This is a genomic window from Sphingobium sp., assembly GCA_035196065.1.
GTDB lineage: Bacteria > Pseudomonadota > Alphaproteobacteria > Sphingomonadales > Sphingomonadaceae > Sphingorhabdus_B > Sphingorhabdus_B rara.
In genome coordinates this window covers 2,647,411-2,665,943 of sequence record CP136575.1, presented here as the reverse complement: position 1 = coordinate 2,665,943, position 18,533 = coordinate 2,647,411, and the positions used below count along the sequence as shown (strand labels likewise).

Annotated in this window: 19 protein-coding genes and 1 tRNA gene; 14 read left to right on the top strand and 6 right to left on the bottom strand. The window is 58.5% G+C overall.

The features are described from left to right. Nucleotides 1–175: 175 nt before the first annotated feature. From acs to pgl, 9 genes are all read left to right on the top strand, one after another. Nucleotides 176–2,137: an acetate--CoA ligase gene (gene acs, locus RSE16_12835; GenBank protein WRH75577.1), complete on the top strand. Its 1,962-nt coding sequence runs from the start codon at nt 176–178 to the stop codon at nt 2,135–2,137. Nucleotides 2,138–2,219: 82 nt separating this feature from the next. After that, nucleotides 2,220–3,359: a CaiB/BaiF CoA-transferase family protein gene (locus RSE16_12830; protein WRH75576.1), complete on the top strand. Its 1,140-nt coding sequence runs from the start codon at nt 2,220–2,222 to the stop codon at nt 3,357–3,359. 52 nt (nt 3,360–3,411) lie between these two features. Then, on the top strand, nt 3,412–5,604 hold the full coding sequence (locus RSE16_12825) for a thiamine pyrophosphate-dependent enzyme (GenBank protein ID WRH75575.1): 2,193 nt from the start codon (nt 3,412–3,414) through the stop codon (nt 5,602–5,604). Further along, nucleotides 5,601–6,635: an ACP S-malonyltransferase gene (locus RSE16_12820; protein ID WRH75574.1), complete on the top strand. Its 1,035-nt coding sequence runs from the start codon at nt 5,601–5,603 to the stop codon at nt 6,633–6,635. The genes RSE16_12825 and RSE16_12820 overlap by 4 nt, the downstream gene beginning before the upstream one ends. 84 nt (nt 6,636–6,719) lie before the next feature. Then, a complete protein-coding gene (gene zwf / locus RSE16_12815) occupies nt 6,720–8,165 on the top strand; it encodes a glucose-6-phosphate dehydrogenase (GenBank protein ID WRH77359.1) in 1,446 nt (481 codons plus the stop codon). Continuing rightward, nucleotides 8,158–9,996 carry a phosphogluconate dehydratase gene (gene edd, locus RSE16_12810; GenBank protein WRH75573.1) on the top strand — a complete coding sequence of 613 codons (1,839 nt, stop codon included), beginning with the start codon at nt 8,158–8,160 and terminating at the stop codon, nt 9,994–9,996. The genes zwf and edd overlap by 8 nt, the downstream gene beginning before the upstream one ends. Then, entirely contained in the window at nt 9,996–10,964 is a 969-nt protein-coding gene (gene glk, locus RSE16_12805) for a glucokinase (protein ID WRH75572.1), read from the top strand. Before edd ends, glk begins: the two co-directional genes overlap by 1 nt. Before the next feature lie 9 nt (nt 10,965–10,973). Further along, on the top strand, nt 10,974–11,588 hold the full coding sequence (gene eda, locus RSE16_12800) for a bifunctional 4-hydroxy-2-oxoglutarate aldolase/2-dehydro-3-deoxy-phosphogluconate aldolase (GenBank protein WRH75571.1): 615 nt from the start codon (nt 10,974–10,976) through the stop codon (nt 11,586–11,588). Nucleotides 11,589–11,603: 15 nt separating this feature from the next. Beyond that, nucleotides 11,604–12,311, top strand: coding sequence for a 6-phosphogluconolactonase (pgl, locus tag RSE16_12795; GenBank protein WRH75570.1), 708 nt, complete (start codon nt 11,604–11,606; stop codon nt 12,309–12,311). Nucleotides 12,312–12,314: 3 nt separating this feature from the next. Here pgl and RSE16_12790 read toward each other — a convergent pair whose 3' ends face one another. From RSE16_12790 to RSE16_12780, 3 genes are all read right to left on the bottom strand, one after another. Next, nucleotides 12,315–12,719, bottom strand: a complete 405-nt coding sequence (locus RSE16_12790; protein ID WRH75569.1) for a PilZ domain-containing protein — start codon at nt 12,717–12,719, stop codon at nt 12,315–12,317. 171 nt (nt 12,720–12,890) lie between these two features. Further along, nucleotides 12,891–13,070 (bottom strand): Flp family type IVb pilin, encoded by a 180-nt coding sequence (locus tag RSE16_12785; protein ID WRH75568.1) that lies wholly within the window; start codon nt 13,068–13,070, stop codon nt 12,891–12,893. Nucleotides 13,071–13,165: 95 nt separating this feature from the next. Continuing rightward, entirely contained in the window at nt 13,166–13,345 is a 180-nt protein-coding gene (locus tag RSE16_12780; protein ID WRH75567.1) for a Flp family type IVb pilin, read from the bottom strand. Between the two features lie 125 nt (nt 13,346–13,470). On the opposite strand from RSE16_12780, the gene RSE16_12775 reads away from it, so the two are divergent. Next, complete coding sequence (locus RSE16_12775; GenBank protein ID WRH77358.1) at nt 13,471–13,845, top strand: (deoxy)nucleoside triphosphate pyrophosphohydrolase; 375 nt, start codon at nt 13,471–13,473, stop codon at nt 13,843–13,845. A gap of 3 nt (nt 13,846–13,848) precedes the next feature. On the opposite strand, the gene RSE16_12770 is transcribed toward RSE16_12775, so the two are convergent. After that, the gene (locus tag RSE16_12770) at nt 13,849–14,673 is read right to left on the bottom strand and encodes a methyltransferase domain-containing protein (protein WRH75566.1); all 825 of its coding nucleotides are present in this window, start codon (nt 14,671–14,673) and stop codon (nt 13,849–13,851) included. Between the two features lie 42 nt (nt 14,674–14,715). On the opposite strand from RSE16_12770, the gene RSE16_12765 reads away from it, so the two are divergent. The 4 genes from RSE16_12765 to RSE16_12750 all read left to right on the top strand — a co-directional run bounded on the left by RSE16_12765 (nt 14,716) and on the right by RSE16_12750 (nt 16,372). Continuing rightward, the gene (locus tag RSE16_12765) at nt 14,716–15,480 is read left to right on the top strand and encodes a ComF family protein (GenBank protein WRH75565.1); all 765 of its coding nucleotides are present in this window, start codon (nt 14,716–14,718) and stop codon (nt 15,478–15,480) included. Nucleotides 15,481–15,511: 31 nt separating this feature from the next. Then, nucleotides 15,512–15,772, top strand: a complete 261-nt coding sequence (grxC, locus tag RSE16_12760; GenBank protein ID WRH77357.1) for a glutaredoxin 3 — start codon at nt 15,512–15,514, stop codon at nt 15,770–15,772. 3 nt (nt 15,773–15,775) lie between these two features. Next, entirely contained in the window at nt 15,776–16,261 is a 486-nt protein-coding gene (locus RSE16_12755) for a DUF1178 family protein (GenBank protein WRH75564.1), read from the top strand. 34 nt (nt 16,262–16,295) lie between these two features. Further along, nucleotides 16,296–16,372: transfer RNA gene (locus RSE16_12750), tRNA-Arg, on the top strand. Between the two features lie 72 nt (nt 16,373–16,444). Here RSE16_12750 and RSE16_12745 read toward each other — a convergent pair. Both RSE16_12745 and RSE16_12740 read right to left on the bottom strand, forming a co-directional pair. Next, nucleotides 16,445–16,762, bottom strand: coding sequence for a hypothetical protein (locus RSE16_12745; GenBank protein ID WRH75563.1), 318 nt, complete (start codon nt 16,760–16,762; stop codon nt 16,445–16,447). Between the two features lie 107 nt (nt 16,763–16,869). Beyond that, nucleotides 16,870–18,408, bottom strand: a complete 1,539-nt coding sequence (locus RSE16_12740) for a CpaF family protein (GenBank protein WRH75562.1) — start codon at nt 18,406–18,408, stop codon at nt 16,870–16,872. Nucleotides 18,409–18,533: the final 125 nt, after the last annotated feature.

Sequence of the window (18,533 nt, the reverse complement as noted above, 5' to 3'; positions counted from 1 at the left end):
GGAATCTATGGTCTAAGGCGAAGGTGTAAACCGAGATGTCAGACCATGCCCCCCCGATCAAGTAGGGGGTAACACAATGTAGATCGCTCGTGCTCTTCGCTCTTTACCCTTGAATCACCGCGCTTACTCCAGCAAAGCCTTGCCAGAAGATATGCCGCATTCCGGGAGAGAGCAAGTGAGCGAGCATCAGGACTGGTTTCCGATACCCGAGGCTGCAAAGCGTACGACGCACTGCAGCGCCGCCGACTATGACCGGCTTTATGCAGCCAGCATAACCGACCCCGACGCCTTCTGGAGCGAGCAAGCCAAGCGCATCGACTGGTCGACCGCGCCCACGCGCATAGGCAATTGGTCCTATGATCCGGTATCGATCAAATGGTATGAAGATGGCGTCCTCAACTTGTGCCACAACTCGGTCGACCGCCATGTCGCCGCGGGTAAGGGCGATGCGATTGCCTTCATCTTTGAACCCGACGAACCGTCAAGCCCGACGCGCAAGATCAGCTATGCAGAGCTTCAGGTCGAAGTGATCCGCATGGCCAATACGCTCAAGAAAATGGGCGTGGCAAAGGGTGACAGGGTCACCATCTACATGCCGATGATCGTCGAAGGCGCGGTCGCGATGCTGGCCTGCGCGCGGATTGGCGCGGTGCATTCGGTTGTGTTCGGCGGTTTCTCTCCTGAAGCGCTTGCCGGCCGGATCGAGGATTGCGCGAGCCGTTTCGTGATCTGCGCCGATGCCGGCCTGCGCGGCGGAAAGCATGTGCCGCTAAAGGCCAATGTCGATGCCGCGCTCGAAAAGGTCGATGGTGTCGAAGGCGTGTTGGTGATCGCGCACAGCGGCGATGAAGTGAATATGCGGCCGCATCGTGACCATTTATATCATGAATATGCAGCGGATGTGCCGGCTGACTGCCCGTGCGAGCCGATGAACGCAGAAGACCCGCTGTTCATTCTCTACACTTCCGGCTCCACTGGAAAGCCGAAGGGTGTGCTCCATACGACCGGCGGCTATTCGGTATGGACGGCGACCACCTTCCATTATGTTTTCGATTATCAGCCTGGAGAAGTCTTCTTCTGCTCGGCCGACATCGGCTGGGTCACAGGGCACAGCTATGTCGTTTACGGGCCGCTGCAAAACGGCGCGACCAGTCTGATCTTCGAGGGCATTCCAAGCTATCCCGACAATGGCCGTTTCTGGGATATTGTAGACCGGCATCAGGTGAACATCTTCTACACCGCACCCACGGCGCTGCGCGCGTTGATGCGCGATGGCGAAGCGCCGGTGCAGGCTCGCAGTCGCAAGTCGCTCCGCCTGCTCGGTACGGTAGGCGAACCCATCAATCCGGAGGCGTGGCGCTGGTATCATGCGACAGTGGGCGAAGGGAAATTGCCAATTGTCGACACCTGGTGGCAGACCGAAACCGGGGGCACGATGATCACCACGCTGCCGGGGGCACATGGCATGAAACCTGGAAGCGCCGGCCGTCCCTTTTTCGGCATCCGGCCGCAGCTTGTGGATGCCGAAGGCGGTGTCATTGCCGAAGAGGGGGATCAACGCGGCGATGTGTCGGGTAATTTGTGCATCACCCATAGCTGGCCCGGGCAGGCGCGCACCGTCTATGGCGACCATGAGCGGTTCGTGCAGACCTATTTCTCCACCTATAAAGGCAAATATTTCACCGGCGATGGCTGCCGCCGCGATGGTGATGGCTATTGGTGGATCACTGGCCGCGTGGACGACGTTATCAACGTCTCCGGCCACCGTATGGGCACAGCCGAGGTCGAAAGCGCGTTGGTGCTGCATGACAGGGTCGCCGAAGCCGCAGTCGTCGGCTTCCCGCACGAGATCAAGGGGCAGGGCATTTATTGCTATGTCACGCTCAATGCAGGCGAAGAGCCGAGCGCCGAATTGGAAGGCGAGTTGCGGATGCAAGTGCGGCAGGAAATCGGCCCGATAGCTTCGCCCGATCATATCCACTTCACCCCTGCTTTGCCCAAGACCCGCTCGGGCAAAATCATGCGGCGGATTTTGCGCAAAATTGCGGAGAATGAGTTCGGCGCGTTGGGCGATACGTCGACACTGGCAGATCCCAGCGTGGTTGACAGCCTGATCGAAGGACGGCGGAACCGTTAAACTCTCATCCGTGCAAAGGGCTTGCGACCCCTCAAGCTTGCCGATATGCCCGTTTAATTAGACGATTAAACGGAGAGTTAGCATGAGCGCACGGCAGGGTCCGCTGAACGGGATCAAGGTCATCGAACTGGCTGGAATTGGCCCGGGCCCTTATGCGGGGCAGTTGCTTGCCGATATGGGTGCCGATGTGATCGTTGTCGATCGTCCAGGGCCTGCAATGCCAAAGGCTGTTGATGGCCGTGGCAAGCGGTCAATCATGCTCGACCTTAAAAAGACGGAAGCCGTTGAAGCTCTGCTGAAAATGGTCGCAAATGCGGATGTACTGATCGAAGGCCTGCGCCCCGGCGTGACCGAGCGGATGGGCATCGGCCCCGATGCCTGCCATGCCGTCAATCCCAAGCTGATCTATGGCCGGATGACCGGTTGGGGGCAGACCGGCCCGTGGAGCAAGATGGCGGGTCACGACATCAACTATATCAGCATGACCGGCGTTTTGAACTCCATCGGCAAGGCAGGCGAACCACCGGTGCCGCCCTTGAATATGGTCGGCGACTTTGGCGGTGGCACGATGTTCCTTGTGACCGGTATTCTCGCCGCGCTGGTCGAGCGCGGGGTGACGGGTAAAGGCAATATTGTCGATGCCGCGATCATCGATGGTACGCATAGCCTGATGAGCTTTGTCCATGGCATGGCAGGGCTTGGCCGTTGGCGTAACGAACGCGACGCGAACCTGTTGGACGGGGCCATGCCCTTTTACCGCTGCTATGCGACCAGCGACGGCAAATATATGGCTGTTGGCTGCATTGAACCGCAATTTTTTGCAGCGATGATGGAGCGACTGCCGATCGACAAGGACGCCTTTGGTGGCCAACATGATCCTTCGAAATGGTCGCAGCAGCATCAGATGCTCGAAGAAGCCTTCGCATCAAAAACCCGCGACGAATGGGAGGCGATCTTCGCATTAACCGATGCCTGCGTCACTCCGGTTCTCGATTATGTCGAGGCTGCTTCGCATCCCGTAAATGCCGAACGCAAGGCTATGCTGCAGGATGGCCGATGGCTGCACCCGCAAATCGCGCCACGCCTTGCCACGCAATCCCAGGCTTCGGAATTTGTGATTGCGACTTGCGGCGGTGACTATGCGGCGGTGCTGGCCGAGGCGGGGCTTTCCGATGACGCGGTCGAAGCGCTGGTCGGGGCAGGTGCGGTTGTTGTGGGCTGACGCCCTCGGGATTTTGGTTTCATCTGAACCTTTTTCCGCTTAATCGGCGGATATGTTTGACCGACCAACGATCATAGATGAAGCCTTTGGCCGGCGCGTTTTGGCGGGCGATCTGCCCGCGGCGCGCAGCAACCAGAATGTACCGATTCCCGCGGCGCATATTCTTGTCGACCTGTTCGACAGTCAGATCATGTCGCGCCATCTTGACCTTTGGGCGCGCCGATCGAAGGGCAAGACTTTCTATTCGATCGGCAGTTCGGGCCATGAAGGTACAGCGGCGCTCGCTGCGACAAGCAGAACCAGCGATATGGCTTTTCTCCACTATCGTGACGCGGCCTTCCTGATCCAGCGGAAGAAGCAGGCGGGGGGGCTGACTCCGCTTTATGATATGGCGCTCAGTTTTGCGGCCTCTGCCGACGATCCGATTTCGGGAGGACGACACAAGGTATTGGGCTGCGCCCACAGCTTTGTGCCACCGCAAACCAGCACAATCGCCTCGCACCTGCCCAAGGCCGTTGGCGCTGCGCACAGCATCGGCATGGCGCAGCGGCTTCGGCTTGGCGATGCGTCGCTGCCCGACGATGCGGTGATTCTCTGTTCGTTCGGGGATGCGTCGTCCAACCATTCCACCGCGCAAGGCGCGATCAACAGTGCCTGTTGGGCGGCCTATCAGCATCTCCCCATGCCGCTGGTTTTCCTTTGCGAGGATAATGGCATCGGCATTTCAGTCCGCACACCCGGTGGCTGGGTCGAAGCGAATTTTGCGCACCGCCCTGCATTGAAATATATCCAGTGCGACGGCGTCGACATGCTCGATGCGATGCGCGGTTGTGAAGAGGCGATCAGCTACGCCCGCAGCCGGCGGAAGCCGGTCTTTCTTCATATGCGCACGGTGCGCCTGATGGGTCATGCCGGCGCTGACGTGGAAGCAAGCTATGCCGCATTGGAAACGATTGAGGCCAATGAAGCGCAAGACCCGCTGCTGCACAGCGCCCGTGCCCTGATTCAGCATGGCGGATTGAGCCGGGAGGAAATTGTCGATCGCTATGAGGCGATGCGGCAACAGGTGGAACGGGTCGCGCTTGAGGCACTGTCCAAACCCAAACTGACCACCCGGGAAGAGGTGATGGCGCCGATCGAGCCGGAAACCGCCGCGCAGCCATCGCCTGCACTTCCCGCGTCGGCAGACCGGGATGCGCTGTTCGCCAAGGACTTGCGCAACCTTGCCAAGCCGGTGACGTTGGCCAAATCGATCAATTTTGCGTTGGCTGACCTGATGCTGCGCTATCCCAATGTCGCGCTGTTTGGCGAGGACATCGCCCGCAAGGGCGGCGTTTATGGCGTAACGCAGGGGTTGCAGGAAAAATTCGGCGCGGCGCGGGTTTTTGATACATTGCTGGACGAACAGACCATCCTCGGCCTTGCCATCGGCATGGGGCATAATGGCTTTGTCCCCGTCCCTGAAATCCAGTTCCTTGCCTATCTGCACAATGCCGAGGATCAGATCCGCGGAGAGGCAGCGACGCTCAGTTTCTTTTCCAACCAGCAGTATCGCAACCCGATGGTCGTCCGGATCGCCGGGCTGCCTTACCAGAAGGGCTTTGGCGGCCATTTCCACAATGACAACAGCCTTGCGGTGCTGACCGATATTCCGGGTATCATTGTCGCCGTGCCAAGCTGCGCCGCCGATGCCCCGGCGATGCTGCGCGAATGTGTGCGTCTGGCGCATGAGGATGGCCGCGTGATCGTGTTTGTTGAACCGATCGCCCTTTATCACACAACCGATCTGCTCACCGGCGATGGCGGATGGACGGCAGATTATGTCGCGCCTTCTGATGCGAAGCAGATCGGTTTGGGCCAGATCGGAATGCATGGTAACGGCACCGAACTTGCGATCATAAGCTATGGAAATGGTTATTATTTAAGCCGTCAGGCAGAGGCAGAGTTGCGTGCCCAGGGCATCGATCTGCGCATTATCGATCTGCGCTGGTTGCATCCGCTTAATGAGGCAGAAATCGTCGCAGCGGTTGCCCCGGCAAAGAATATCCTGATCGTTGACGAATGCCGCCGCGCGGGCAGCCCGTCGGAAAAACTGATGACCATCCTTGCTGAGGCAGGCCGGGGGAATGATACCAGCCGCCTGACCGCCGACGACTGCTTCATCGCGCTTGGCCCTGCAGCCGAGTTGACCTTGCCCAGCAAGGCGACGATCATTGAGGCTGCACTGAAGGCGGCAGGCAAATGAAAGAGAAACTGCTCGTCGTTTGTCCCGGTCGCGGAACCTATAACGCATCTGAATTAGGCTATTTGCGGCGCCACCATGGCGGCGGTGGTGAACTTGTTGCCCGGCTCGATGCCTATCGCGCATCGCAAGGCCAACCGACCATTTCGCAACTCGACGGGGCAGAGAAATACAGCCCGTCGCTGCATATGCCCGGCGATAATGCGTCGCTTCTTATCTATGCTTGCGCATTGGCAGATTTTGCCGCGATCGACCGTGAGCGCTTTGAAGTGGTTGCGGTGACGGGCAATTCGATGGGCTGGTATCTGGCGCTTGCCTGCGCCGGCGTGGTCGATCTTGATGCCGGTGCCCGGCTCGTCAACAATATGGGCGGGTTGATGCACGAAAACGGGCAGGGTGGACAACTTGTCTGGTCATTGGCCGATGCCGACTGGCGGATCGATCCGGCAAAAGCGGCTATAGTTGCAGAGGTGATTGCCGAAGCAGGGGCTGCCGCGCGCAAAATCTATGTTTCGATCCGCCTCGGCGCGATGATCGTGTTTGCAGCCGACGATGCGGGCCTCAAATGGCTGATGGATCGGCTCCCAAAGGATGATCGCTTTCCGCTGAAGCTGAACTATCACGCCGCCTTCCATTCGCCCTTGCTGGATCATATCGTACCGATGGCTAGGGCGGCCAATCCGGTTGCGGCATTTGACCAGGGTGCGGTTCCTGCGATTGACGGCACAGGAAAAATCTGGTCGCCAAAGGCATTCGATCCGGCTGCTATCTACGATTATACGCTCGGCGCGCAGATTAACCGTCCCTATGATTTCACCCGCGCCGTGCAAGTCGCCGCGCAGGAATATTGCCCGGACAAGATTGCCATTTTGGGGCCCGGCACGACGCTGGGCGCACCCGTGGCGCAGGCGTTGATTGCATGCGGATGGCGCGATCTGAAGGGGAAGGCGGATTTTCAGTCGCGCCAGTCAAGCGATCCGTTGCTGGTATCTATGGGTATGGACGATCAGCGCAGGCTGGTGACATACGAATAAACCGGTCGCTTGCCGCCTAGTCATTTGACTTCGCATCAATATGGTTGTCGAAGGCGCGCGGTCATGTTCGCGGGAGACAAGTGTATGAGCCAGCATAGCGAGACGTTGCTGCTGTTCGGCGCCACGGGCGATCTGGCGCGGCGCATGTTGCTGCCGTCGCTTTATGCCTTGCACTCTGACGAACTGATCGCGCCGGCGTTGCGCATTTTCGGCACCGCGCGAAGCGAGCATGATGATGACAGCTTTCGCGCCTTCGCCCGCGAAGCGCTTTGCGAATTCCTGCCGGATGATCGCAAAGATGAAGGCAAGATCGACGCCTTTTTGACCCGCCTGAAATACCAGCCGCTCGACGCATCCCGGCCGGAAGGGTTTGCCGGGTTGGCAGAGAAGATTGGCGATATATCCGGCGGGCTTTCAATTTTCCTTTCGACAGCACCCTTTCTTTTTGAACCGACGATCAAGGGGCTGCATGGTGCTGGGCTTGCCGGCGATAATGTGCGGATCGGTCTTGAAAAGCCGCTGGGCAATGATTTGGCCTCAAGCCAGTCGATCAACGATGCAGTCAACGCCGTTTTTCCCGAAAGCCGCACCTTCCGGATTGACCATTATCTGGGCAAGGAAACGGTGCAGAACCTGATGGCGCTGCGCTTTGCGAACATGCTTTTCGAACCCTTGTGGAACGCAAACGCGATCGAGCATGTCCAGATCACGGTCAGCGAAACCGTTGGTTTGGAAGGGCGTGCCGGCTTTTATGAAGATACCGGCGCGTTGCGTGACATGGTGCAAAACCACATGCTGCAGCTGCTTGCCCTGACCGCGATGGAGCCGCCCGCCAATCTGGATGCGACCGCGATCCGCGACGAAAAGGTGAAGGTGTTGCGCTCGCTTCGCACCGTTGCGGAAGGTGATGTCGTGACGGGCCAATATGGCGCGGGTGCCGTCAACGGAACTGCGGTCGAGAGCTATGATAGCGATCTTGGCAAGGCGTCCGACACCGAAACCTTTGTAGCGATCAAGGCCTTTGTCGATAACTGGCGCTGGCAGGGCGTACCCTTTTATCTACGCACCGGTAAAAGACTGGCCGAAAGGCGCAGCGAAATTGTGATCCGGTTCAAGCCCGTGCCGCACAATATCTTTCGGGAGCGTGGCGGGCGCCTTGAGGCGAATACGCTGGTCATCCGTTTGCAGCCGGAAGAATATGTCCGATTGCTGGTCATGGCGAAAGAGCCCGGGCTTGATCGTGGCGGCGTCACGCTGCGCGAGGTGCCGCTGGATCTGTCGCTGACCGCCGCCTTTGCGGCTTCGCGCCGCCGTATTGCTTATGAACGGCTGCTGCTGGACCTTATCGAGGGCGACCAAACGCTGTTCGTGCGTCGCGACGAGGTGGAAGCGCAATGGACTTGGGTCGATGCAATTCGCGGCTTGTGGTCGGAAACCGGGTTGAAGCCCAAAAATTATGGTGCGGGGGGATGGGGGCCCAATGCCGCGATAGCGCTGGTCGAGCGTGATGGAGTAAGCTGGCATGAATGAGTTGAACCCCGTCGTCGATGCAGTCACTAAACGCATCATAGAGAGGTCTAGGCAGGGCCGGACCGCTTATCTTGATCTGATCGCGCGGGCACGCGACGCTGGCGTCAATCGGCCTACGCTGTCTTGCGGAAACCTGGCACACGGTTTTGCGGCAAGCGGCGATGACAAGCCTGTTATTCGCGGCGGACATGCGATGAACATCGGTATCATCACCGCCTATAATGACATGCTGTCCGCGCATCAGCCTTATGGACGTTATCCTGAACAGATAAAGATGTTCGCCCGCGAACGCGGTGCGACTGCGCAGGTCGCCGGCGGTGTTCCGGCGATGTGTGACGGGGTGACGCAGGGCCAGCCGTCGATGGAATTGTCGCTTTTCAGCCGCGACAATATCGCCATGGGCGCTGCCGTAGGGCTAAGCCACGGGATGTTCGAAGGCGCGGTGCTTCTTGGCCTGTGTGACAAGATTGTCCCGGGCCTTTTGATCGGCGCGCTGCGCTTTGGCCATTTGCCGATGATCCTGATACCCGCTGGACCAATGCCGTCGGGCCTTGCCAATAAGGAGAAGCAACGCATCCGCCAGCTTTATGCCGAGGGTAAGGTCGGCCGCGAGGAACTGCTGGAGGCTGAGGCTGCATCTTATCATGGCGCGGGCACCTGCACCTTCTATGGAACAGCCAATTCCAACCAGATGATGATGGAGATGATGGGCCTTCACATGCCCGGCTCCAGCTTCTGTAATCCAGGTACCAAGCTGCGGCAGGAATTGACGCGCGCGGCGACGCACCGGATCACCGAAATAGGCTGGGATAAGGATGGTGCGCCGAATGCGGACTATCGCCCCTTTGGCCAATGCGTCGATGAAAAGGCGATTGTGAACGCGATTGTCGGGTTGCTTGCAACCGGCGGTTCGACCAACCATGCCATCCACCTGCCAGCGATCGCCCGGGCGGCCGGTATCATGATCGATTGGAAGGATATGGACGAATTGTCCTCTGTCGTTCCGTTGATTGCGCGGGTCTATCCCAATGGCGCGGGCGACGTGAATTATTTTGCTGCGGCCGGCGGGATGCCCTTTGTCATTCGAGAACTGCTCGATGCAGGCCTTGTCCATGATGATATTCTGACTGTTTATGGCGGCGGACTGCGCGCTGGGGCGCAGGAGCCGCGTATGAATGGCGATAGCCTCGTCTGGGATCCGGCACCTGAAAAAACGGGTGATGAAAGCATATTGCGCAGCGTTGCAGATCCCTTCTGCGCCGACGGCGGAATGCGGTTGGTTACAGGCAATCTGGGACGCGGGACTTTCAAGACCAGCGCCGTCGATGAAAGCCGTTGGACGATTGAGGCACCGGCGCGTGTCTTTGCCGATCAGAATGACGTGCTGGCCGCCTTTAAGGCGGGGGAACTTGACCGAGATGTCGTCGTCGTCGTTCGGTTCCAAGGCCCGGCAGCGAATGGCATGCCCGAACTTCATAAGCTGACGCCACCGTTGGGCGTGTTGCAGGATAAGGGGTACAAGGTTGCGCTGGTCACCGACGGCCGCATGTCCGGCGCGAGCGGCAAGGTGCCTGCCGCGATCCATATCAGCCCAGAGGCTGCAAAGGGTGGGCAGCTCGCCAAACTGCGCGATGGCGATGTCGTGCGCCTTTGCGCGCATCAGGGCAGTCTGGAAGCCTTGGTCGAGCCTGCCGAATGGGCTGCACGCGAAGACGCGAAACAGCCGCCGTTCGAACCGGGCTGCGCACGCGAACTGTTCGCGGTGATGCGCCATTTCGCAGACGAAGCTGAAAAAGGCGGCTCTGCGATGCTTGCGGAAGCAGGCCTGTGATGCAGATTGTCACGATCGATATTGGCGGCACGCACGCCCGTTTTGCGCTGGCTGAAGTGGCGGATGGCAGGGTTGTTTCGCTTGGCGAGCCCATGACCATGAAAACTGCCGAACATGCGTCTTTCCAGACGGCGTGGGAGGCCTATGGTGAAACGCTTGACGGTGCGGTCCCCAATGCTGTGGCGATCGCCATCGCTGGTCCGGTGGGCGGCGAGGTGATCAAGTTCACCAACAATCCCTGGATCATCCGTCCCGCGCTGATCCGTGAGAAGTTGAAGGTCGAAACCTTTGCGCTCGTCAATGATTTCGAAGCGGTGGGCCATGCCGTTGCGCAGGCAGAACCAGCCCATTTCACGCATCTGTGCGGTCCCGACCAGCCGTTGGGCGCAACGGGTACCATCAGCATCGTCGGACCCGGCACCGGACTTGGGGTTGCGCACCTTTTGCGCACCGACCATGGCTATCACGTCCAGCCGACCGAGGGCGGGCATATCGATTTCGCGCCGCTCGATACAATCGAGGATGCAATATTGGCGCGGCTACGCAAACGTTACCGCCGGGTATCGGTCGAAAGGGTGGTTTCGGGTCCCGGGCTCGTCGATATCTATGAAACGCTGGCTGCAATCGAGGGCAAGGCGTTTCAGCCAGTCGACGACAAGGCGCTCTGGACGCTGGGCACTTCTGGCGATGATAGCCTTGCCGCCGCTGCGGTTGACCGATTCTGCCTCGCACTGGGGAGCGTTGCCGGCGATATTGCGCTTGCACAGGGCGGCTTTTCCGGTGTCGTCATAGCTGGCGGACTGGGGCTTCGGATCAAGGAAACATTGCTGCGGTCGGGCTTTGCAGAACGGTTTTGCGCCAAGGGTCGTTTCGAAGGCTTGATGGCAGGTCTGCCGGTCAAACTGATCACGCACCCCCAACCCGGGCTATTCGGCGCTGCAGCCGCATATGCGCGCCAGCATCTTTAGGGACAGGATATGAAGCCGATTGAAACCATTATGCGCACTGCGCCTGTCATACCGGTGCTGGTGATAGAAGACGTTGCTTATGCCCGGCCGATTGCTGAGGCGCTGGTTGCTGGCGGCTTGCGGGTTCTTGAGGTTACGCTGCGCACGGCAGCCGGCCTTGAAGCGATTGCAGAGATGAAAAAGGTTCCGGGCGCGATTGTCGGCGCCGGCACGGTCGTCAACGTGGCCGGGTTGCGCGCAGCAATCGACGCGGGAAGCGAATTCATCGTCTCGCCGGGGCTGACCGACAATCTGGGCACCGCTGCAGTTGAAAGTGGCATTCCCTTTTTGCCGGGCGTTGCCAATGCGGGTGACATCATGCGCGGGATGGACCTTGGCCTGGAGCATTTCAAATTCTTCCCTGCAGAAGCCAGCGGCGGGCTTCCGGCGCTGAAATCGCTGATCGGGCCCTTTTACAACTGCAAATTCTGCCCGACGGGCGGTATCCGGCAGGACAATGCCGCCGATTGGCTCGCTGTACCTGAGATTTTATGTGTTGGCGGTAGCTGGCTTGTTGCTAAAGGAACGCCGGATGTCGCAGCGATTGAGGCTGCGGCCCGCGCCGCGACTGCGTTGGCGCGATAAGCAAAGGACAGAAGGATGGCCGAAGAAATCGAGTGGTGGGAATTTGATTCGGTCGAGGAGTTTGTCGACGGTGTTGTCGGCGACGTCACCTTTATCATTGAAAGCGCGCTAGATGCACGCGGACAGGCGCTGGTTGCCTTTCCCGGCGGAAACACGCCGCGTCCCATATTGGAAAAGCTCGCTGAAGCGCCGCTGCGTTGGAAAGGTGTCACGATCATCCCCACTGATGATCGTCTCGTTCCTGTTAGCGATCCGCTTTCCAATGTCGCGATGCTCGCCAAGATATTCCTGCCGAAAGGTGCGCGCGTTCTGCCACTGAACAGCGATGCCGCCGATTACAAGCTGGCCGGCAGCGCCGCCAATGCGCGGCTTGCCGACCTGCACTGGCCGCCGGATCTGGTCTGGCTCGGCATGGGCAGCGACGGCCATACCGCGTCAATCTTTGCAGGGCCGGATCTGGAAAATGCGATGGTGCCGCCCAAGGGGGTCAAGGCAGTTGGCGTTCGTCCCGATCCCATGCCGGCCGACGCACCGGTTGATCGGGTGTCTTTGACGGCAACGGCGATCGCCGAGGCGCGCACGACGATGTTGGTCATCAGTGGCGAAGATAAGCAGCAACTGCTTGAAAAGGCTGTCGAAGATGGTGCGAAATCGACTTATCCGGTAGGCCGCGTAATCGATGCGGTGACGGTTCCGGTCGACATTTACTGCCTGACCGTCTGATCGTCAGATTCGGCGGAGCGGTGCCTTGGGCACCGCAAGGCGATCCAGTTTTTTCAGATAATGGGGTATCTTGTCGGTTTCGGAAGGCGACGAGATGCTCTGTCGTGCAGCCTTGGGATCGATGGGATAATCGAAGGCAACCCCGAAACGCGATTCTGCGACCCAAGCGACGCGGCCAGTAACCCAGCCGAGATTTTTGAGGTTCACCTCGACGATTTCGCCCCGGCTGGCTTGGACGGCGGCTTCGGCCATCAATCCGCCCGATGAAAGATTGCGGACGCGCACTTCGCCTTCGGCCTTAGATGTGGGAAAGCGCAAAACAGCTTTCAGCAACAAGCTGTTACGATCGTTCGAACGGTTTTTTCCCGTCTGGGAATTCACCATATTGGGGTCAAGCGGCTTGTTCATTTTCGCGGCTTCTATCCGTGCTACGCATGGCGTCGATGCCCCATTGATAGTGAACAAAAGTCGCCAATTCGTTAATGGCGTGCGGCTTGCGCCGAATCGAAAAAGGGCAGGAACCCGAAAGTTCCCGCCCCCTTTTTTCGCTGCCATGCGAGCATGGCTGGCAAGAACCGATTAGTTCTTGGCGTTCGCACCTTCAAGCGAGGTGTTCACTTCGTTGAAGGTGTTCGTGAGGTTGTTACCCAGCGAACCCATAGCAACGATAGCAGCAACTGCGATAAGAGCGGCAATCAGGCCATACTCGATTGCGGTTGCGCCTTCTTCATTCTTGAAAAGCTTCTTGATCATTTTCATGTCAGGTCTCCTGTTCACATTCATTCACCCGGCAGCCCAAAAAAATGGCTGAACTGGACCGATAACGCATCAACTGCTACCAAATCGTTAAAGCCTCAGCCTTCTGATGCGGTGACGACCTTATTGCTGACGCTGTTCCACATCCCGGATGTTGTATTTGCAAAGTTGGTAAATGCAGCCATCATTGCGATCACCAAAAGGGATGCGATTAGTCCATATTCTACTGCCGTCGCGCCCATCTGGCATTGTTTGATGCCACGAAAAAAATTCAACATGATCTGTTCCATTTCATGTGATGGTTGCGACCGTGGCGTTTTTCCACATATGCGTTAACAAACACTTTCAAGTTGGAACCAAATTGAAAAATAATCCGACATTATTGCTCGTGGTCGCGGCTGCGATGGTGCGCGCAGACGGGCTGATTCTGCTGCAAAAAAGGCCTGAAGGCCGCCCAATGGCTGGACTTTGGGAATTTCCGGGTGGCAAGTTGGAAGAGGGCGAGTGTCCTGAACAGGCGTTGGTCAGGGAGCTTGCCGAAGAACTCGCAATGAATGTTTCGCCCGAATCCCTGTTGCCCTGCTGCTTTGCCAGCGCGCCACTGGGATCAAAGCATCTGCTGCTGATGCTCTATGTGGGCCGGGAATGGAGCGGTGATCCGTACGGTGTCGAGCAACAGGAAATCGGCTGGTTCAGCCTTGATCAAATGCATGATCTTGAAATGCCGCCCGCCGACCTTCCGCTGATCGAATTGCTGCGCAATCAACTGAACGGATAGATTTTACAATTCACCCGATTTGTCGAGCAGTTTGACCAACGATATCTGGCCGCTGCCGCGTGCCGCAGGCTTGGCTTGGCTGGCAGATGGCGACCAACCGCTGAGGTGCAGAACTTCAAACGATTCGGCAACCTTGCCACTGCTGTCTGCAAGCTGCGTCCAGGCAAGATCCAGCCGTTGCAGATAGTGTTTCCCTAAATAGGGTGCGCGGCTGGCAAGGCAATTGCCAATACCCGCATCGCGCAGGTCGCGCACCAGGCTGCGCCAGTCGCCATAGCGAACATCAAGCCCGGACCGATCGGCAACCTGAAGGTTGAAACCGGTTCGTGCGAGAAGGTCAGCTGCCGACCGCAGTTCGACCTGCGGATGCACATGCGCCCGCACCGAGTCAGCATCTGCGATCATCATGGCCCGTTTAAGCGCACCAAGGCTGCCCGCCCCGAAAAGCGCACCGAGAAATAGTCCATCGGGTTTCAAGGCACGGCGGATCTGCACCAATGCGCCAGGCAGGTCGTTCACGCTGTCGAGCGTGCCTGCTGCGATAATGAGGTCGAAAGACTGCGTGTCTTGGCCAAGCTGATCTTCTTCCGCTGTCGGCAAGCATATGACGTCCCCCAATTTGGGTTCAGACAGGATATCGCCATTGGCGGCCAGCGGACCCAGAATGAGCGTGCGTTCGAACTGGCGCGTCGTGCATGCCAGCCGGTCGGCAATTTCTTCTGCAAGCCATGTCCACAGGAACGATTGACCAGCGGTTCGGGCTATAGCCCGTTCGCGCAGTGCACGGCGTCGGCGGTAATCGAATAGCTGCGGTGGGGTTGATTGCATAAGCTGCTTGTGCCCGTCTGACTTATGCGGGACAAGAGGGAGATGCAGACGCTGATGGCGCCATTGCGGTCGATATTGGATTTCGCGCTTCCGCCGCGATGTCCCGGCTGCGGCGTTATCACCCCCGATCCAGACCAGTTTTGTGCGACCTGCTGGCAGGCGCTGCATTTCCTTGGCGAGCCCTGCTGCGAATCATGCGATCTACCCTTGCCCTATGCCGTTGCAGAAGGTGCGCAATGCGCCGCCTGCCTTGCCCAGCCGCCGCGTCATAGCGGCATAAAGGCAGCCGTCGCCTATGGCCCGATAAGCCGCGAGATCGCCTTGAAACTCAAGCATGGCGGCAAGATCGGTCTAGCGCGCCTTGTCGCACAGCAGTTGCGCCGGCATCTGTCCGCATTGCCGGATTCTCCTCTTCTGGTTCCGGTGCCGTTGCACTGGACGCGGCTGTGGCGTCGCCGATATAATCAGTCAGCTTTAATCGCAGCGCAGCTCGCTCGGCTGTCGCCTGCTGAACATTGCCCGGATTTGTTGGTTCGCACGAAGGCGACCCGATCGCTGGGCGGCCTTTCAGCGCGCGAACGTGCAAAGATGGTCAAAGGCGTCTTCGCAATCCGGCCAAGGCAGCAGGGCAGGGTGCAGGGCCGATCGGTCGTGCTGGTCGATGATGTTTATACCAGTGGCGCTACGGCCGATGCCTGCGTCCGCGCGTTGCTGAAGGCTGGCGCGGCGGATGTCACGATCTTCTGCTGGGCACGTGTCCTGCCCGAAGCGTTAGAGTTGGACATATCGCCTGATCCTCTCTCTTGACGTGGCCGCGATGGGGCACCATTTGATCATCATGGTCGCAAAAGTCGAAATCTTTACCAAATTCGCATGCCCCTATTGCTACCGCGCGAAAGCGCTACTCGATGCAAAGGGTGCGGTTTACACTGAATTTGATGCGAGTAGTGGACCGCAGCGCGCGGATATGCTGTCGCGATCAAATGGGTACACCACCGTTCCACAGATCTTTATCGACGGTCAGCATATTGGCGGCTGCGATGATCTCCATGCGCTTGATGCCGCTGGAAAGCTTGATCCGCTGCTAGGTCGTGCCTGACGCATGATCGCCTTTGACCTTGTCTGCAATCGGGGTGCACACCAGTTTGAAGGCTGGTTTGCGTCATCGTCGGATTATGAGCAGCAAAAGGCCAAGGGCCTGCTGATCTGCCCTATGTGCGGCGATGCGGATATTCGGAAGGCCGTGATGGCCCCAAACATTGGCAGGAAAGGCAACCAGATCGAGCCGGCCGCACAATCGCGCGGTCATTCTGATCCTGCGGTTCCGCTGGCGAACATGGCTGAAATGCCAAGCGAACTGGTCGAAGCTATCGGCAAGATAGCCGAGATGCAGGCGAAAATATTGGAAAAGTCGGATTGGGTCGGGGATCGCTTTGCCGAAGAAGCGCGCGCCATTCATTATGGCGAAGCGGCCGACCGTGTCATTCATGGGAATGCCACGATCGACGACGCCCGCGAACTGCATGACGAAGGTATAGCCGTCGCGCCGCTGCCCTTGCCCTTCATTCCACCCGACGCCAAAAATTGACGCTATTCCGCAGCGCCGCTATGGGCGTCTTGGCGCGCCCGTAGCTCAGCAGGATAGAGCATCAGATTCCTAATCTGGGGGCCATGGGTTCGAATCCCGTCGGGCGCACCAAACCCTGTATTGGGACATGAAAAAGCCCGCCCGGTGACCGAGCGGGCTTTTTACGCCGATGAGGTCACGCGATTACTTCGCGGCTTCCTTGGCGGCATCGCCTGCTTTCTTCGCAGCATCGCCGGCCTTTGCAGCGGCTTCACTAGCGGCTTTGGCGGCATCACCGGCCATATTCTCTGCGGCCGCACCGGCCTTTTCTGCAGCTTCGCCGGCTTCATCAGCTGCCTTTTCTGCAGCATCGACAGCGTCGGTAGCCGCTTCGTCAACAGCCTCGCCGGTCGCTTCGACAGCTTCGCCGGTTTCTTGTGCAGCGTTGTCGGCTTTCTCGCCGCAGGCAGCGAGAGGTGCGGTCAGGATTGCCGCCACCATAATCAGATGAGCTTTTTTCATGCAAATCATCCTCCCCGGAGGAATTCCGGAGCAGATAAATTAATGCACGGCAGGCTGGCTAGGCAAGCGGTTTCCGGCAGGCGGAGCAGCCGGACGGACATGCCGGATCAGAGGCAGGCCTCGAGATAGGGCTGGTCGAAACCGAACTGGCGTGCCTTTTCAAGCGTATAAGGGCGCACGCCGCCCGATACGAAATCACCGATGATCTTGCCGTCGGCGTCTTCGTCGCGATATTCGAATTTGAACAGATCCTGGGTGACGATGACATCGCCTTCCATGCCGATCACTTCGGTGATCTGCGTGGTGCGGCGCGAACCGTCGCGCAAGCGTTTCACCTGGACGATCATGTCGACCGAGTCGGCGATCTGTTTCGAAATGGCTTCCTTGGGGATCTTGATATCACCCATCAAAATCATGTTTTCCATACGGCCCAGGCATTCACGCGGGCTGTTGGAGTGGAGCGTACACATGGAACCATCATGACCTGTGTTCATGGCGGCGAGCAAATCGAAACACTCTGCGCCACGAATTTCGCCCAGGATGATGCGGTCAGGACGCATACGCAGGGCGTTCTTCACAAGATCGCCGATCGTGATCGCGCCATCGCCTTCCAGATTGGGCGGACGGGTTTCAAGCGGGAGCCAATGGGGCTGCTGAAGGCGAAGCTCCGCGGCATCCTCGATCGTCAAAACGCGTTCGCCGGGATCGATCATTTTGGAAAGCGCGTTGAGCATTGTTGTTTTACCCGAGCCGGTACCGCCCGAAATCACGACATTCATCCGGCTGGCACCGGCAATTTTCAGCACGGTGGCCATCGACTCGCTCATCGAGCCAAAGCCTTTGAGCATGTCGATGGTGATTGGCTTTTCGGAAAATTTACGAATCGAGATTGCCGTACCACGCAGCGAAAGCGGGGGAACAATAACGTTCACGCGGCTACCGTCTTTGAGGCGGGCGTCGGCAAGTGGGGTGGTCTGGTCGACACGGCGGCCGACTTGGTTCACGATGCGCTGTGCGATCTGGAAAAGATGTTCTTCATCGCGGAACTGGATACCGGCAAGCTGGAGCTTGCCCTTTTTCTCGATATAGGTCTGGTGTGGGCCGTTGACCATGATGTCCGAAATTTCCGGATCAGACAGCAATTCTTCCAGCGGACCGAAACCCAGCAGTTCATCCACCAGAACCTTTTCCAGCGCGAATTGTTCGCGCCGGTTCAAGGTAAGCTTCAGTTCAGCGAGAACCTCAAGGATGATCGGCCGAAACTCTTCGGTCAATTCTTCCTTGTTGAGCGATGCCGCTGCCTCGGGATCAACGCGTTCCAATAGGCGCGGTAACACCTGTTCCTTGATGCGATGCACCGAGGCCTCGAAACCTTCTGCAGCAGCTTCGGTTTCTCCGCTGTTACTTGCGCGCTCTGCGAGGCGCATCATGGCGTCGCTTTGGGTATTGGCTTGCTGACCCGGGTTCAGATCCAGCGAATCGATAGAAGGGAATTGCTCGCCGCCCTTGGGTGCCGAAATGTCGGCAAAGGGATCGGAGTTGCGGCTTTGTCCGCCTGCGGAGCCTGTGGCGCCCGACATTGGCCGCGCGACGCCAAAGGCGGGGCGGCTGCCGTTCAATCCCGGTCGTTTTCCAAATGCGCTCATCGGGCCACTTTTCCTGTTTCGGATGTTTGTCGTGAACCGGGCCTATCGCGAAATGGTGAACAAATGGGTAATTGTTCGCGCTCCTGATCCGAAATGCGGATCCGAAAACTATCGCTTTGGTTGAA